A 15749-nucleotide genomic window follows, 5' to 3' on the forward strand; every position below is an offset into this window, starting at 1 on the left:
AACAATAAAGGCAAGCCATGGCCGCCCTGCCCGCGCTGGACCTGAACCTGATCCAGCTCTTCGTGACCATCGTGGAAGCCGGCACGCTGAGCGAGGCCGCATTGCGCCAGGGCGTGACGCGGTCGCACGTAAGCCGCAACCTGCAGAAGCTGGAACGCGCCTTTGGCGCCCAGTTGATCCGGCGCACCACGCGGCGCCTGGAACTGACCCACGAGGGCTCCGTGCTGTACGACCACGGCGCCCGCATGGCGCGCGAGGTGGAATCGGCCCGCCACGCCTTGCAGAAGCTGGGCACCGAACCCACCGGCCATGTGCGCCTGAGCTTGCCCACCGGCCTGGGCGAACTGGAAGCCTTGCGTCCGCTGCTGGTGCGCTTTGCGCTGGACCATCCCAGTCTAAGCCTGCGGGTGCTGTTTTCGAACCGGGTCAGCGACCTCATTTCGTCCGAAATCGATGTCGCGCTGCGCGTCATTTCGACGCCGCCGCAAGACTATGTGGCCCGCGAGCTGGGCCGCATCAAATGGCATCTGTGCGCCGCGCCCGGCTATCTCGCCCGGATGGGCGTTCCCGCCCACCCGCGCGACCTTTCCCGCCTGGACTTCCTGGCGCCGCCCGGGCCCCGGCCCCAGACGACCCTGCGGCTGCGCCGCAAGGGCCAGGCCTATGACGTCAAGCTGGCGACCCGCCTGCAATCCGAATATTTCCCCTTCCTGGCCCAGGCGGCCCGCGAAGGCGCGGGCGTGGCGCTGCTGCCGGCCTACATCGTGCAGCCCGATCTGCAGGCAGGCGGGCTGGTGCCGGTGCTGCAGGCCTACCAGGCCGAAGGTCCCGGCGAAAAGCTCTACATCCTGACCTCTCCCACCCCCTACCCCTCCACCGCCCAGCGGGCCCTGGTGGACTTTCTGAAAACGGAACTCGAGCCGCTGCTGCGCGATTTCCTGGCCTGATCCGGCGGCGGCGCCGAGCGGACCTCGAGGCGCCTCGCAGGGCGCCTCCCGGGGCGGCGCCGCCCGCCATGCACTTGTAGGACTTCTTTGTTAAAAAACAGGGGACTTGCAGGGACGGCGCGCCTGCTCCACAGTAGGGGTTTGGCCATCATCCCGGTGCCGGGCGCGGGCGGGACCTTGACGCACCCTGGAACTTTGACGTGCCCATCAAGTCTTATATAAGATATAAGACACAAGCCAGACCGCGCCGCTGTCGCCTACAATGACAAACGCGTCGAAACGCCTGAAAATGCCGGCTTTACGCGGGCGAAACCACGGAGTCCATCATGCCGCACAACACCCTAGACACACTCAAGAATTTCAAGATCGGCAATAAATCCTGTCAGTTCTATTCGCTGCCGGCGCTGGGCAAGTCCCTGGGCATCGACGTGCAGCGGCTCCCGGTCTCCATTCGCATCGTGCTGGAGTCCGTGCTGCGCAACTGCGACGGCAAGAAGGTCACCGAAGAACACGTGCGCCAGCTCGCCAACTGGCAGGCCAATGCCAAGCGCGAAGACGAAATTCCCTTCGTGGTCGCCCGGGTGGTGCTGCAGGACTTCACCGGCGTGCCGCTGCTGGCCGACATCGCCGCCATGCGCTCGGTCGCCGACAAGATGGGCAAGAGCCCCAAGAGCATCGAACCCCTGGTGCCGGTCGATCTGGTGGTCGACCACTCGGTCATGATCGACTACTTCGGCACCAAGAACGCGCTCGACCTGAACATGAAGCTGGAATTCAAGCGCAACCAAGAGCGCTACCAGTTCATGAAGTGGGGCATGCAGGCCTTTGACACCTTTGGCGTGGTGCCCCCGGGCTTCGGCATCGTCCACCAGGTGAACCTGGAATACCTGGCGCGCGGCGTGCACCAGGACAAGAAAAACAACGTCTACTATCCCGACTCGCTGGTCGGCACCGACAGCCACACCACCATGATCAACGGCATCGGCGTGGTCGGCTGGGGCGTGGGCGGCATCGAGGCCGAAGCCGGCATGCTGGGCCAGCCGGTGTACTTCCTGACCCCCGACGTGGTCGGCGTGGAACTCAAGGGCCAGCTGCGCGGCGGCGTCACCGCCACCGACCTGGTGCTGACCATTACCGAAATGCTGCGCCGTGAAAAAGTGGTCGGCAAGTTCGTCGAATTCTGTGGCGAAGGCACGGCCAGCCTGACGGTGGCCGAACGCGCCACCATCGGCAACATGGCGCCCGAATACGGCGCCACCATGGGCTTTTTCCCGGTCGACGACCGCACCATCGACTACTTCCGCGGCACCGGCCGCACCGAAGAGGAAATCGCCGCTTTCGAGGCCTATTTCAAGGCCCAGGACATGTTCGGCGTGCCCGCCTCGAAGGATATCAACTTCACCAAGCTGCTGACGCTGGACCTGTCCACCGTGGCGCCCTCGCTGGCCGGCCCCAAGCGCCCCCAGGACCGCATCGAGATCGGCAACGTCAAGAACACCTTCATCGACCTGTTCTCCAAGCCGATCGCCGAAAACGGCTTCAACCAGCCCGCCGAGAAGCTGCAGCAGACCTTCACCACCAGCGCCGGCACCAAGGTCAAGAACGGCGACATCCTGATCGCCGCCATCACGTCCTGCACCAACACGTCCAACCCCAACGTGCTGCTGGCCGCCGGCCTGCTGGCCAAGAAGGCCGTCGAAGCCGGCCTGAAGGTGCCCAAGCACATCAAGACGTCGCTGGCCCCGGGATCCCGCGTGGTCACCGACTATCTCACCAAGACGGGCCTTCTGCCCTATCTGGAAAAGCTGGGCTTTGACGTGGCCGCCTACGGCTGCACCACCTGCATCGGCAACGCTGGCGACCTGACGCCCGACCTGAACGACGTCATCACCAGCAATGACCTGGTCTGCTCGGCTGTGCTGTCCGGCAACCGCAACTTCGAAGCGCGCATCCACCCGAACATCAAGGCCAACTTCCTGGCCTCGCCCCCGCTGGTCGTCGCCTATGCCCTGGCCGGCACGGTCACGCGCGACCTGATGACCGAACCGGTGGGCCGCGGCAAGAACGGCGACGTCTGGCTGGGCGACATCTGGCCCACCGCCGAAGAAGTCAACGCGTTGCTCAAGCACGCGCTCGACCCCAAGGTCTTCGAAGCCAACTACGGCCAGGTCAAGAGCAATCCCGGCAAGCTGTGGGAGAACATCAAGGGCGTCAAGGGCGACACCTACAACTGGCCGGATTCCACCTACATCGCCGAGCCGCCCTTCTTCGAGGGCTTCGGCATGACGCCGGCGGCCATGCCCGCCGTCAAGGGCGCGCGTGCGCTCGGCGTCTTCGGCGACTCGGTCACCACCGACCACATCTCGCCGGCCGGCTCCATCAAGGAAACCTCGCCCGCGGGCAAGTGGCTGAAGGAAAACGGCGTCATGAAGGCCGACTTCAACAGCTACGGCTCGCGCCGCGGCAACCATGAAATCATGATGCGCGGCACCTTCGCCAACGTGCGCATCAAGAACCTCATGATCCCCGCGCGCGCCGACGGCAGCCGCTTCGAAGGCGGCGAAACCCTGTTCCAGCCCAGCGGCGAACAGATGTCCATCTACGACGCGGCCATGAAGTACGTGGCGGCCGGCACGCCCACCGTGGTGTTCGGCGGCGAGGAATACGGCACCGGTTCGTCGCGCGACTGGGCCGCCAAGGGCACCCAGCTGCTGGGCGTCAAGGCCGTCATCACCCGCAGCTTCGAACGCATCCACCGCAGCAACCTGGTCGGCATGGGCGTGCTGCCCCTGCAGTTCAAGGGCGGCGACAGCGTGCAATCGCTGGGCATCACCGGCGAAGAAACCTACGACATCTCGGGCCTGGAAAACGGCATCAAGCCGATGATGGACGTGACGCTGACGATCACCCGCAAGGACGGCTCAAAGCAGGACGTGACGGTGCTGCTGCGCATCGACACCCCGATCGAAGTCGACTACTACCAGCACGGCGGCATCCTGCCCTTCGTGCTGCGCCAATTGCTGGCTGCGTAAGCGTCCGCCGCAAGGCAAAGCCCCTGGAACCGCAAGGTTCCAGGGGCTTTTTCATGACGCGGCAAAGGGCTGGATTGCCCGGCTTCACCGCCCGGCGCGACCGCCGTGAAGCCGCGTCAACTGAACGCGTAGGCGTCCATTGCCAGCGCGCCGTACGAGATCTCGTCGATCAAGCGCGTGGCCTGGCTGCCGCCGGCCCCCAACGCCACGTACAGCGGCATCAGGTGATCGTCGTGCGGATGGGCCTGCGCCGCGCCAGGCGCCTGCGCCTGCCAGTCCAGCAACGCCGGCATATCGTGCGCGGCCAGGCGGCCGGCATACCAGTCCTGGAAGGCCGGCACGTAGGGCACGGCCGGCGCATTCTGCGGCATGCGGACATGGCGCAGGTTGTGCGTGAGCGACCCCGACCCGATGATCAGGATGTCTTCGTCGCGCAGCGGCGCCAGCGCACGGCCCAGTTCCAGCTGCCCGGCCGCGTCGCGGTCCATGTCCAGCGACAGCTGCACCACCGGTACGTCGACCTCGGGATACAGGTAGCGCAGCGGCACCCAGGCGCCGTGGTCCAGCGGCCGGCGCGGGTCGCGGTCGGCGGCGATCCCGGATTCGGCCAGCAGCGCCTGCACGCGCGCCGCCAGCTCGGGAGAACCAGGCGCGGCGTACTGCAGCGTGTAGAGCTCGGGCGGGAAGCCGCCAAAATCATGCCAGGCCACCTGCTGGTCGCGGGTGGACAGGGCCAGGCCCTGGCCCATCCAGTGCGGCGAGACCACCAGGATGCCGCGGGGCTTGCGGCCCTGGGCCTGGCTCCAGGCCGCAAGCGCGGGGCCGGTCAGACCCGGCTCGACGGCAAGCATGGGAGAACCATGGGAAACGAAAAGCGTAGGCCAACGCATAGCGGTGACTCCAGAAAATCATGTCGATGAAGGCATTGTCGGCCGATTCCATTTAGCAATAAACCCCTTTCAAAGGGATAATCTGTTGCTCAATCAGCACTAATAAAGCCCTGGCAGGCTGGCTCGCCCGAGCCGGTGCGAGCGCGCCTGCCGGCCCGCGGCCAGCACGACCGGCGCTCGCCGGACGCCGTGCAGCCCGCCGCCGTGGCGAGCGTTAAACTACGTCGTTACACACTTATTGGACGCCCCCGAAGTTATGGCCCGATCCCGCAGCCAATCCGCTCCCCGCATGAACCGCGATGCCACCCGCCTGGTCACGCTTGCCCAGTCGCTCAACCGCTCGGGCAGCCGCGTCGAAGACGTGTACTGGGAGAATCAGCTTGGCGAAGCGATTCCGAAGCTGCTCAAGGCAGGTCAGGACGCCCCGCTGGAAGCCGCCCTGGACCACCTCGCCCAAAGCGACGTGGGCGCCTACGAAGTCCTGATCGAACAGGCCGAGACGCTGTCCGAGTCGATGAAAATCGAGAAAAACGGCGTCCGCTACGACATCCTGCTGATCGTCGCGCCCATCGTGGCCTGGACCCGCTACGCGATTCCCACGGGCCCGGTCTCCGCCAGCGCCCAGCAAGCGCTACTGGCGCAATTGCATGGCCACGTGCTGTCCAGCCAGGCCCGCACGGCCCTGATGCCCTCGCTGGTCAGCGTGGACCAGATGCCGCGCACTTTCTCCGAAACCTGGCAATGGCTGCAACGCCTGGGGTCGCAAGCGCTGGGCGCTGAAACCACCAAGCCGACGCTGAACACCGAAGCCGAAACCGCGAACATGCTGGCCGACACCCGCTACATCGTGTTGGCGGCGGCGGTGCCCGAATTCGCGCCCGTCTTCCGCTGGCAGGAACAGATCGGCGAGGCCGAGGCCAGCCGCGACGCCTGCCAGGAACAATGGGCGGCCCAGGCCCAGCCCACGCTGGCCGGCCTGCTGCCCGGCTGTGGCTTCGAAGCGCTGCTGCCCGACGCCTACTACGTCAGCAACCGCGAAGCCGACCGCCGCGTGCGTCCGCTGTCGCTGCGCGCCGCCATCAGCTGGCTCGAAGGCGCAGTCAGCCTCGAAGCCGCGCAACTGCGCGCCGTGATCGCCGGCTGCGGTGAAAGCCGCATCGACGAATACCGCATCAGCTTCACGGCCCGCAACAGCAACGACGTCTACTACGGCTGCGTCTGGCCCTTGTACGGCCGCGAGGAAGACCTGCCCGGCGACGAAGGCCAGCCCGATGTCGTCGACGAGATCGCAGCGTTGCTCAAGGAATACGGCGTGAACGACGTGCGCCGCATCCCGGGCGTACTGCCACCTGAATACTGCGAAGACTGCGGCGCCCCCTACTTCCCCAACCCGTTGGGCGAACTGGTGCACGCCGAGCTGCCCGAAGACGCCGAGGCCGCTCCCGCCAAGTTCCATTAAGCCGGCGCACGATGCAAGCGGACATCTTCTGCCGGGTCGTCGACAACTACGGCGACATCGGCGTCTGCTGGCGCCTGGCGCGGCGCCTGGCCCACGGCTGCGGCTGGGACGTCCGCCTGTGGGTGGACGATCTGGCCAGTTTCGCTCGCATCCAGCCAGGCATTGCTCCGGATCGCGCGCGCCAGTCCTGCCAGGGTATCGATGTGGTGCAGTGGTCCGATACCCCCGACCCGGCGCTCACGCCCCGCGACGTGGTGATCGAAGCCTTCGCCTGCGATCCGCCGGAAGTTTTCCTGGACCACATGCGCCACAGCCATCCGGTGTGGATCAACCTGGAATACCTCAGCGCCGAAGCCTGGGTCGAAAGCTGCCACGGCCTGCCGTCGCAGCGGCCCGATGGCCTGGTAAAGCATTTCTTCTTTCCGGGTTTCACGGCCGCCACCGGCGGCCTGTTGCGCGAGCCGGGACTGTCCGCCGAACGTGATGCCTTCCAGGCCGACCCCGCCGCCCAGGATGCGTTTCTGCGCAGCCTTGGCGTGGCCGAAGCCTTGTTGTCGCACCGACGCAACGGCGCCCGACGCGAAGGCGCCCGCACCGTGTCCCTGTTTTGCTATCCCAACGCGCCCGTCGGCGCCCTGGCCCGCGCCCTGGCCAGCGACCCGCAACCCGCGCTGGTGCTGGCGCCGCAAGGCGTGGCGCCCGGGCTGGAAGCCGCCTGCGCCATCCCGGGCGGCCCCGCCGTAGCGCGCCTGCCCTTCGTGGCCCAGCCCGATTTCGACCGCCTGCTGTGGTGCGCCGACCTGAATTTCGTCCGCGGCGAAGATTCCTTCGTGCGCGCCGCCTGGGCCGCCCGCCCGCTGGTGTGGCAGATCTACCCGCAGGACGAAAACATCCATCTCGAGAAGCTGGATGCATGGCTGGCCCGCTATCCGGCCCCGGAAACCGCCGCCGCGCTCATCCGGGCCTGGAACGCGCCCGGCGACGGCGAACCCGCCGTCCGCGCGCTGGCCCATGCCTTGGCGCCCGCCGCCTGGCAAGGCTGGACACGCGCCGCCCGCGACTGGGATGCCAACCAGGCCGCCCTGCCCGATCTGGCGGAAAATCTGGCCAGCTTTTGCGCAGAGTTGGCCAAGAAACGCTAGAATAGAGAGTTTTCTGAGTCGCCCAAGTATTGCCGGGCCTCAGCTATTACGCCTCCCGGGGTGTGCATCAAGCCGAGAACGCGGGCCAATAATCAGGTCCAGTCGCGCGGTTTTTTGCTAGCACGGCGAGTGCACCCATCACCCCCGGAGTTTTAACGATGAAAACCGCTCAGGAATTGCGAGTCGGCAACGTGGTCATGGTCGGCAAGGATCCCCTCGTGGTCCAGAAGGCCGAATACAACAAGTCCGGCCGTAACGCCGCTGTTGTGAAGCTGAAGTTCAAGAACCTCTTGACCGCCTCGGCCAGCGAATCGGTCTACAAGGCCGACGAAAAGTTCGAAGTCGTCCAGCTGGATCGCAAGGAGTGCACCTACTCCTACTTCGGCGACCCGATGTACGTCTTCATGGACGAAGAGTACAACCAGTACGAGATCGAAGCCGAAAGCATGGGCGACGCCCTGAACTACCTGGAAGAAGCGATGCCCGTGGAAGTGGTCTTCTACGACGGCCGCGCCATCTCGGTGGAACTGCCCACGGTCCTGGTCCGCGAAATCACCTACACCGAACCGGCCGTCCGCGGCGACACGTCGGGCAAGGTGACCAAGCCCGCCAAGATCAACACCGGCTACGAACTGAACGTGCCGCTGTTCTGCGCCATCGGCGACAAGATCGAAATCGACACCCGCACGAACGAATACCGCAGCCGCGTTCAATAATCGCGCCGGCAGCAGGTACAAAAAACGCCAGCCCTTTTCGGGCTGGCGTTTTTTATTGGCACGCGAAGCGCGCGGCGTGGGGGATCCAACCCGTCATTGGAGACGGTCGTCGTCGAGAAAATCCGGCACGGCCATCACATCGATGCCGTCTTCGGCCAGCGATTCGCGTTCTGCGGGGGTAGCCGTGCCGCGAATCGGGCGCTCGTCGGCATCGCCCTCGTGAATACGGCGCGCTTCTTCGGCGAAACGCGGACCGACGTTTTCGGTATTGCGCAGCAACGCCCGGACCTGGCGCATGACCACAGCCTGCATGGCCGCCATCTTTTCGGCCTCGGAGGCGCTGGCGGACGGCGCCGGCTGGGTGGCGGGCGCGTGCAGGTGCGCCACGTTCAAACGCGGCGCCGACAGGCGCTTGGTAATGCTGGCCGATGCGCAAACGGGGCACGAGACCAAGCCACGCGCCTGTTGCGCGTCATAGTCTTCGTGCGAACCGAACCAGCCTTCGAATATGTGGCCGTGCTCGCACTGGAGGTCGAAAACTTTGAGAGCCATGACGGGAATATGGGGATAAGCAGCCAGAATACAAGAAAGCGCCGCGGCCAGCCGGGAGGCCCTGCCCGGGACGGGGGTTTAGGCCGGTTTCCTGCCGAACGGCGCCCTTTTCGGCATCGCGCCGCCTGAAGACAAAGAAAAAGCGGGCCCCGGGGGCCCGCTTTTGCCTGCGTTGACGGATTTACTTGCCGCGCTTGGGGGCTGCGGCGGCAGGTTGTCCGATCTGCGCCTGCTGGGCCTGCAAGGCGTCGATCTGGCGTTGCAGATCACGCAGTTGCTGGCGCACGTCCTTTTGCTGGTCGGCCAAGGCCGTGGCTTCCTGGCGCGACTGCTCCTGGCGCGCCGCGACCTGCTCTTCCTGCTGCATGCGCAGGGTGCGGTCGGCTTGCAGCGTGCTCAGTTCGGCGTTGCGGCTGGCCAGCAACTTTTCGGCGTGGGTGTATTCGGCCTGCAGCTTGATGCGCTTGATATCCACTTCGGCCAGTTCGACGGACTGGGCGGCGAACGCCCGGTACGTGGCTTCGGCCTGCTTGTCCGACTTCGTCTTGAGCACCCGCCAGAAATCTTTTTGCTGGAACAGGGCCACGTAGTAGGTCAGATCGTCCGGCTTGAACAGCAGGCTGGCGCCGTACGTGCCGTTGTAGCTCGTACGCAGCTCGGAAACCTGGCGGTTCTGGATCAGTGCCTGCAGCTCGGCCACCGTCGACGACGGACGCGCGGCAGCCGCCGGCGCGGGCGGGGTCACCGGCGTGGACGGCGCTTGCTTGTCCTCGACCTGCTGGACCGTGGGCCGCGGGGGTTCGGACTGCGCGCTCGCGCAAGCCGCCAGACCGGACAGGGCCGTGCCCAATAGCGCCATGCGCGCAGCGGCACGGATAAAGTGGACGTTCATGCCTTCCCCAAAAAAATCGTTGCGGAACTATAGCAATTTATTTCGTTTGAAGCAGACGCACTTACATAGCACGCCCCGATAATGTCGCGCCCTAAGGGGCATTCCCTATTGCGCGTTATATCGCCGCCCGGATTTGCCGCTGAAATACCGGTTTATCGCAAGCGTATTACTGCACTTCAAGACGCCTCGATAATGCCGTCGGCGGTTTCACCCTGACCGCCGCCCAGGTGCAATTTGCGCATTTTTTCCCACAGTACCTTGCGGCTGATGCCCAAGGTATTGGCGGTGTCCTGGCGGCGCCAGCCGTTTACGTCGAGCGCGGCCAGGATGCGGGCGCGCTCGGCGCGCTCGGCATCGGTAAATACCGGCGGCTCGCACTGGGTATTGGCCGGCGCGCCGTTCAAAGCGCCCGGCGCCCGCAGCGGTTCGGCCAATTGATCGAAAATGCGCTCGATACGCGCCTGGTCCCAGGTCTTGAACTGGCGGCGGACAATAGCCACACGTTCGGCCACGTTGGACAGTTCCCGTACGTTGCCCTCATAACGGGTGCGCGATACGCGCTCCAGTAGCCACTCGGGCGGCTCACCCTCGCTGCCCATGCGCTCGAGCAAGGCGCGGAAAATCGCGGCCTTTTCCTCGGGACCGCGCTGCTCCAGATTGGGAATGCGCAATTCGATCACCGCCAGCCGGTAATACAGATCGGCCCGGAACTCGTCCTGGCCCACCAGCACACGTAGATCTTTATTGGTGGCCGCGACCAGGCGGAAATCCACCGGCACCTCGACCGTCGACCCCAGCCGCGTCACCGCGCTTTGCTCCAGCACCCGCAGCAGCTTGACCTGCTGGTAGAGCGGCAGGTCGCCGATTTCGTCCAGGAACAGCGTGCCGCCGCTGGCCTGCTCGAAGTAGCCTTTGTGCGCGCCCACCGCGCCGGTGAACGCGCCCTTGGCGTGGCCGAAGAAATGCGCCTCGAACAGGCCTTCGGGAATGGCGCCGCAATTGACCGCCACGAAGGGCCCGTCGGACCAGGTTGCGTGGTCGTGCAGGAGGCGGGCAACGCGTTCCTTGCCGACCCCGGTTTCGCCATGGATCAGCACATTGCTGCGGCAGTCCGCGAACATGTCGGCTTCGGCCAGCAGCGCTCGCATGGGCTCGGACACGGCGATCAGCGGCTGCTCGCGCCGCGGCGCGGACCGGTTGACCTGATCCAGCGTGCCCAGCAGTTCGAACAGCAGCTTGCGCAAGTCGGTGGTGGTGAAGGCCAGCGGCAGGGTGTAGGAATATTCGGGCGGGTAATAGCGCGGATCGCGGCCGCGAGCTTCGGCGGCCACCCAGATGACGGGCATCGCCTGCACCGACAGCCAGTCGTAGCCGCTGAAGCGGTTGTCGCCCATGACCGACACCGACACCAAGGCGACGGCCGGCCGCGACGGATCACGCGGCGGCGGGAAGGCCGTGCCGGCGTCCGCCCGCACCAAAGACACGTCCATGCCGGCCAGGCAGCGTTCGGCGCGGCTGGCAATGTCGGACGTGCCTTCCCAGACGTAGACGTCGAATTCTTCGCGCGAATATTTCTGGGTCATGGCGACCACCGGGCCGGCCAGGCGGGAGAGGGAGTCAAGGGCTTCATCATCAATACACCAGACGGGGCTTGCCGCAGTCCACGGAAAGCAGCGATACATCGGTTTGGCCGACACTCAGGCCAAGCATGTCCAGCAACTGCTGCAGCAGCGTCGACAACATGCCCAGCAGCGGCTGCAGCAGCGCCACCACGATGGAGAGCACGCCGCCGATCTGGTTGCCGCCGCTGAGGGCCAGCGACGCCACGGCATTGACGCGGCATTGGCGGATGGCGTCAGGCACCAGCGCCAGCGAGCAGGTCAAATCGCTCAAGGGGGCCAGCAGCAGGGAATTCAGGATATTGCCCACCAGTTGCAGCGTGCCACCCAGCACGCCGGTCAGGCCGCCCGTGGACAGGCGCTGGCTCAACTGGTTCAGGGCGGTGGTGGACCATTGCATGTTGTTGACCACCTGCGAAATCGAATTGCCGGGGTTGTTCCCGCCCCCGCCCACCAGATCGGTGGCCAGGGCGGTGCGCTGGTCGGACGTGAGCGGCGTGCCGGTGCCGACCAGATCCCCCAGGATGCCGCCGATCAGCGCATCCGCCAGGTTCGAGGCCAGCGCCCCCAGGTTGATGGACGTGGCGTTGACGGTGGCGGTGGAATTGGGTGAAGGCGGCTGCGTCAGCGTCACCGATACCGGCGCGGTCGAATTGAAGACCGGCAGCGTGACCTTGGCGGTCAGCGGCAGGATGCCCAGCACGTTCAGGATCTGGTAGCGCTGGATGGCGGCGAACGAGCTGGGCTGGCAGCTGTTGGTGATGGACAGGAAATTGGCCTGCACGTTGTCCACGGCCGACGACATGCCCGGGAACTTGCCCAGGCAGATGTTGGCCACCGACGAGGTCACGTCGATGGTGGCCTGCTGCTGGGTCAACGGCGCCTGGCACAGTTTGGACACCGTGCCGGTCGATTGCGCCACGTCGATGATCACGGGCAGGTCCACCTTGGTGCCCAGCGCACTGGCCAGCAGCGGCCCCAGGAGCGGGATATTGCTGGTATTGGCGCGCAGGTACACGCGGATACCGGCGCTGGTGGCCTGCGTGCCCACGCCGCCCACGCCGATGCTGGGCGGTTCGACGATGCGCACCTGCGATTGCACGCCCAGCAGCGGCACGTTCAGGCCCAGGTTGACCAGGTTCTGGCCATTGGCGATGACCAGGGCGGTCTCCAGCACGTTCAGCGCGTTGATGTTGGCCTGCAGCGCCGAGTTGATATCGCCGCCCACCACATTCAGGTCCAGGATGCCGCCGTCGCCGAACAGCTTGACGGGCAGGTTCACCGGCATCACGTTCAGCACCACATTGATGGCGTTGCTCAGCAGTCCCAGGCTCGCGCCAGCGGTGTTGCCAGCCTTGTTCATGACCGTCAGCGTGGCCTGCAGCAGTTGACCCAGTGTCAGGTTGTTCAGCGCGGCCAACTGCGCCGGCGTGCCCACCCCGGTGGCCACCGATATCGGCAGGCCCAGGGCTTCCAGCAGGCCCGACGGCGTGATGTTGACGGTGGCCAGGCCGGCCGCATCCAGGATGTCCAGCTGGGCGGGCGAGGCGCCCACGGTGGACAGCAATTGCGACAGCAGGCCGCCCTTTTGCAGGCGCAGCAGGCGCGAGCCGACGGTAAAGACCGCCACCGGCTGGGTGCTGGCCGCCACCGACACCACCTGGACCGGGGTGCCGCCGGCGCCGCCCGTGAAGCTGGGGATCAGGCTGGTCAGGTTCTTGTTGATGGTGATCCGCAGCGCATTCGGCACCTGCCCGCTAGCCGGGTCGAAGAGGTACATGCCGGATGGATCGGCGCGGGTGTTGTCCCACAGCTTGCACTCCACCGTCACGTCGCCCGCGGCAAATGTGTCCAGGATGTTGGGCACGTTGGCGAGCACGGCGCTCTGCCCGGCAGCCTGCGCGCGAGAGCAGTCCGCGGGCGCGCCCATGCCCAGCACCTGCACCGCCGACAACGCGGCCAGATCCGAGGCCTTCTGCATTTCCCGCTTCATGTAGTACGCGTAGCCCAGATTGGCCACGCCAAGCAGCACCAGGCCGACGATGACCGCGAACACGATGGCCACCGTCATGCTGCCACGCTGCCGCAGGCGGAACGCAGGACAAGAAGAAGGGGCTGGCATGATCGCGACTCCGTGACGGAATGACGCTAATTGGTGTTGTTGGTTTGCACGCGCTTGGTGAACCACTCGGGAATCGGCCGGGTGAAGCTGTCCACGTAACGGTTCCATGCGGCGGTCGAGGCCGCCCCCAGCACCGGCAGCGCCGCGCCCGCGCGGCGGCCATCGGCCTGGGCGGCCAACAGGCCGCGCGTGATGTCGCCAAAGGCCTCGGGCGGCTCGGCAGCCTGCGGCGCGGCCTGGGGCGCGGGCTGCGGCATCGGCGTCTGCACCTGCTGCACCACGGGCCGCGCCGGCATCTGCGCGGCCGGTGCGGCGGCCGGCGCCGTGGCGGGCACGGGCGTGGCCTGAGCCACGCCGCCACCGGTCATGGAGCCGGTCAGGGGCGCGTTCGATTGCGCCTGGCAGGCCCAGGGCGCAACCGCCGCCAGGGCCAGCACCAGGGAGAACGGAGCGAAAGTAGCGGTTCGAGACATGGCAAGATTCCTGAAAGCGGGTTAGCGCATGATGGGCCCGTTGCCCAGTCTGTCCATCAAGGGGCTCATGACCGGCATCACCATGCCTTCGCCACGGGACACCCGGGTAGCCTGCGTGTCGGCGCCGGCCGCAGGCGCGGCCGCCAGCGGCGCGGCGGTCTGGCTGCGGATCTCCGAGGCCAGGCGCAGGACCTGGCCGCGGGCCTCGTCGCCGAGCTGGGCGCGGTCCATCACGTTCTTGGCCCGGACCGGCTCGCCTTCCACCAGTAGCAGCAAGGCCAGGTTGGCCAGCACCTTGCTGTTGTCGGGGGCCAGTTCGGCGGCCTGCCCCAAGGGCACGCGGGCGCCGGCCGGATCGCCAGCCCGCAGACGCGCATAGCCCAGGTCGCCCAGGATCCGCGGATCCATCGGCGACAGCTTGGCGGCGCGCGCGAAATCATCCGCGGCCTGTTCGAATTGCCCGCGCGAACCGGCGATCAGCCCCAGCCCGTGCCAGCCGTCCGCGGCCTGGGCAGTGCCGATCAACGCCCGGTAGGCCTGTTCGCTCGACGCCGTCTGGCCGGTCTGGCGCAGGGCTTCGGCGCGCAGCACCGCCACGCGCGGGTCATTGCCGAACTTCTGCTGGAACGCGTCGATGTAGGCCAGCGACGCGAAGTAACGCTCCTGGCGCTGCGACTCGGCGATCATGGACAGCATCATCTCGGGTTCCGCCGGCTTGCGCCGGTTCTCGGCCTCGTCCTCGCGCTGACGCATCAGCGCCTGCTCCTGCTGCTGTTGCTGGATCAGCTGCCAGGCGGTTTCCGCGTTGTTGCTCTGGCAGCCGGCCAGGCCCCCTGCGCCCAGAACAACGGCCGCCGCCAAGGTCCAACGCCATGCGCGTGCCGCGCCTTCTATCCCGCCCGCCATCACATGCCCCCCATGCGCGACAAACCGCGCAATACCGCAACAAACCCTGCTCCACCCGTCACGATCAACAGCGCCGGCAACAAGGTCACGATCATGACCGCCGTCATCTTGACGGTGGTCTTGCCCACCTTTTCCTTCAATTCCAGCCGCCGCTTGTCGCGCAGGCGTTCGCCGAAACGGTTCAGCGGTTCCTGCACCGCGCCGCCGTGCTGATCCACCTGGGCGATCAGGCGGCAGATAGCGGATAGGTCGTCGTTGTCGAACCCGCCCGCCAGGCGCGCCAGCGACTGCTCGCGGGTGCGGCCGCGCACGTAGAGTTCGGACGCCAGCCGCAGCTCATATGACAGGACCGGCAGCACCTGGGCGAACTCCTTGATCAATACTTGCAGGCTCTGATCGATCGACAGGCCCACGCCCTGCAGCAAGCGCAGCAGGTCGATCAGCAGCGGTAGCTCGTCAGCGGCTTGCTTGCGGCGTCGCGAAAGACGCCTGCGCACGAACCATTTGGGCAGCATGTAGCCGATGGCAAAGCCGAAGAACGCCGCCACGAACAGGCCCAGCGACGAATCGCTGACCTTGCGGCCCAGGTCCAGCCCCACGGCCGCCGCCGGCAGCAGCAGCGCCAGCGTGAAGCGCGCGACGATGAAGCGCAGCCGCGCCGTGGAGGGGTTTTCGTAGCCCGCCATGTCCACCAGCTTGCGGTCCTCGCCAGCCAGCAGGGCCTCGGCGAACCGCCCTTCGCTCAGGCGCTTGCCGAACGAGTCGGCCGCGCGCGTGGCCGCGGCCAGGCGGCCCTGTCCGCCCTCGGCGGCCGCGGCAGCCGCAGCCTTGCCGCGTCCGTCCCGGGTCGCCAGCGCCTGTTCCACTACCTGGCGGCTGCGGTCCTGCCCGCGCAGGCGCCGCGTCATGCTCAGGCCCAGGATCAGCATGGCGGCGGCAACCAGCATCAGCGCCAGCGCCAGCACGGTCGAAACACTCCAGGATTGAAGGGCTTGCATC

At 66.5% G+C, this 15749-nt stretch carries 13 protein-coding genes; 5 read left to right on the top strand and 8 right to left on the bottom strand.

The features are described from left to right. The first annotated feature begins 17 nt into the window (after positions 1 to 17). Together A9974_RS21880 and acnA are read left to right on the top strand one after the other, a co-directional pair. Positions 18 to 947 (top strand): LysR family transcriptional regulator, encoded by a 930-nt coding sequence (locus A9974_RS21880; RefSeq protein ID WP_183006268.1) that lies wholly within the window; start codon positions 18 to 20, stop codon positions 945 to 947. A gap of 326 nt (positions 948 to 1273) precedes the next feature. After that, the gene (gene acnA, locus A9974_RS21885; protein ID WP_183006269.1) at positions 1274 to 3979 is read left to right on the top strand and encodes an aconitate hydratase AcnA; all 2706 of its coding nucleotides are present in this window, start codon (positions 1274 to 1276) and stop codon (positions 3977 to 3979) included. Between the two features lie 116 nt (positions 3980 to 4095). Here acnA and A9974_RS21890 read toward each other — a convergent pair whose 3' ends face one another. Then, the gene (locus A9974_RS21890; RefSeq protein WP_183006270.1) at positions 4096 to 4869 is read right to left on the bottom strand and encodes a class III extradiol ring-cleavage dioxygenase; all 774 of its coding nucleotides are present in this window, start codon (positions 4867 to 4869) and stop codon (positions 4096 to 4098) included. A gap of 256 nt (positions 4870 to 5125) precedes the next feature. On the opposite strand from A9974_RS21890, the gene A9974_RS21895 reads away from it, so the two are divergent. From A9974_RS21895 to efp, 3 genes are all read left to right on the top strand, one after another. Further along, positions 5126 to 6328, top strand: a complete 1203-nt coding sequence (locus A9974_RS21895) for a DUF2863 family protein (RefSeq protein WP_183006271.1) — start codon at positions 5126 to 5128, stop codon at positions 6326 to 6328. A gap of 11 nt (positions 6329 to 6339) precedes the next feature. Next, positions 6340 to 7470 (top strand): elongation factor P maturation arginine rhamnosyltransferase EarP, encoded by a 1131-nt coding sequence (gene earP / locus A9974_RS21900; protein ID WP_183006272.1) that lies wholly within the window; start codon positions 6340 to 6342, stop codon positions 7468 to 7470. Positions 7471 to 7628: 158 nt separating this feature from the next. Next, the gene (gene efp / locus A9974_RS21905) at positions 7629 to 8186 is read left to right on the top strand and encodes an elongation factor P (RefSeq protein ID WP_183006273.1); all 558 of its coding nucleotides are present in this window, start codon (positions 7629 to 7631) and stop codon (positions 8184 to 8186) included. Between the two features lie 93 nt (positions 8187 to 8279). Here efp and A9974_RS21910 read toward each other — a convergent pair whose 3' ends face one another. The 7 genes from A9974_RS21910 to A9974_RS21940 all read right to left on the bottom strand — a co-directional run bounded on the left by A9974_RS21910 (position 8280) and on the right by A9974_RS21940 (position 15748). Beyond that, positions 8280 to 8738 carry a DUF1178 family protein gene (locus tag A9974_RS21910; protein WP_183006274.1) on the bottom strand — a complete coding sequence of 153 codons (459 nt, stop codon included), beginning with the start codon at positions 8736 to 8738 and terminating at the stop codon, positions 8280 to 8282. Between the two features lie 181 nt (positions 8739 to 8919). Further along, positions 8920 to 9630 (bottom strand): DUF2968 domain-containing protein, encoded by a 711-nt coding sequence (locus A9974_RS21915; RefSeq protein WP_183006275.1) that lies wholly within the window; start codon positions 9628 to 9630, stop codon positions 8920 to 8922. A gap of 176 nt (positions 9631 to 9806) precedes the next feature. After that, positions 9807 to 11213: a sigma 54-interacting transcriptional regulator gene (locus tag A9974_RS21920; protein WP_183006276.1), complete on the bottom strand. Its 1407-nt coding sequence runs from the start codon at positions 11211 to 11213 to the stop codon at positions 9807 to 9809. A 49-nt stretch (positions 11214 to 11262) separates the two neighbouring features. After that, positions 11263 to 13371: a pilus assembly protein TadG-related protein gene (locus A9974_RS21925; RefSeq protein WP_255468287.1), complete on the bottom strand. Its 2109-nt coding sequence runs from the start codon at positions 13369 to 13371 to the stop codon at positions 11263 to 11265. A 26-nt stretch (positions 13372 to 13397) separates the two neighbouring features. Beyond that, positions 13398 to 13844, bottom strand: a complete 447-nt coding sequence (locus tag A9974_RS21930) for a DUF3613 domain-containing protein (RefSeq protein WP_183006277.1) — start codon at positions 13842 to 13844, stop codon at positions 13398 to 13400. A 21-nt stretch (positions 13845 to 13865) separates the two neighbouring features. Then, positions 13866 to 14750: a tetratricopeptide repeat protein gene (locus tag A9974_RS21935; RefSeq protein ID WP_255468288.1), complete on the bottom strand. Its 885-nt coding sequence runs from the start codon at positions 14748 to 14750 to the stop codon at positions 13866 to 13868. Next, complete coding sequence (locus tag A9974_RS21940; protein WP_183006279.1) at positions 14750 to 15748, bottom strand: type II secretion system F family protein; 999 nt, start codon at positions 15746 to 15748, stop codon at positions 14750 to 14752. Before A9974_RS21940 ends, A9974_RS21935 begins: the two co-directional genes overlap by 1 nt. Position 15749: the final 1 nt, after the last annotated feature.

Source organism: Achromobacter sp. UMC71 (assembly GCF_014170305.1).
In the GTDB taxonomy this organism is placed as follows: Bacteria; Pseudomonadota; Gammaproteobacteria; order Burkholderiales; family Burkholderiaceae_B; genus Achromobacter.

Bases quoted from the DNA above. Each gene is read 5' to 3' on its own strand.
- efp (WP_183006273.1), top strand. From the start codon at position 7,629: ATGAAAACCGCTCAGGAATTGCGAGTCGGCAACGTGGTCATGGTCGGC.
- A9974_RS21940 (WP_183006279.1), bottom strand. From the start codon at position 15,748: ATGCAAGCCCTTCAATCCTGGAGTGTTTCGACCGTGCTGGCGCTGGCG.
- A9974_RS21915 (WP_183006275.1), bottom strand. From the start codon at position 9,630: ATGAACGTCCACTTTATCCGTGCCGCTGCGCGCATGGCGCTATTGGGC.
- A9974_RS21935 (WP_255468288.1), bottom strand. From the start codon at position 14,750: ATGGCGGGCGGGATAGAAGGCGCGGCACGCGCATGGCGTTGGACCTTG.
- A9974_RS21890 (WP_183006270.1), bottom strand. From the start codon at position 4,869: ATGCGTTGGCCTACGCTTTTCGTTTCCCATGGTTCTCCCATGCTTGCC.
- A9974_RS21930 (WP_183006277.1), bottom strand. From the start codon at position 13,844: ATGTCTCGAACCGCTACTTTCGCTCCGTTCTCCCTGGTGCTGGCCCTG.
- A9974_RS21925 (WP_255468287.1), bottom strand. From the start codon at position 13,371: ATGCCAGCCCCTTCTTCTTGTCCTGCGTTCCGCCTGCGGCAGCGTGGC.
- A9974_RS21920 (WP_183006276.1), bottom strand. From the start codon at position 11,213: ATGACCCAGAAATATTCGCGCGAAGAATTCGACGTCTACGTCTGGGAA.
- earP (WP_183006272.1), top strand. From the start codon at position 6,340: ATGCAAGCGGACATCTTCTGCCGGGTCGTCGACAACTACGGCGACATC.
- A9974_RS21895 (WP_183006271.1), top strand. From the start codon at position 5,126: ATGGCCCGATCCCGCAGCCAATCCGCTCCCCGCATGAACCGCGATGCC.
- A9974_RS21910 (WP_183006274.1), bottom strand. From the start codon at position 8,738: ATGGCTCTCAAAGTTTTCGACCTCCAGTGCGAGCACGGCCACATATTC.
- acnA (WP_183006269.1), top strand. From the start codon at position 1,274: ATGCCGCACAACACCCTAGACACACTCAAGAATTTCAAGATCGGCAAT.
- A9974_RS21880 (WP_183006268.1), top strand. From the start codon at position 18: ATGGCCGCCCTGCCCGCGCTGGACCTGAACCTGATCCAGCTCTTCGTG.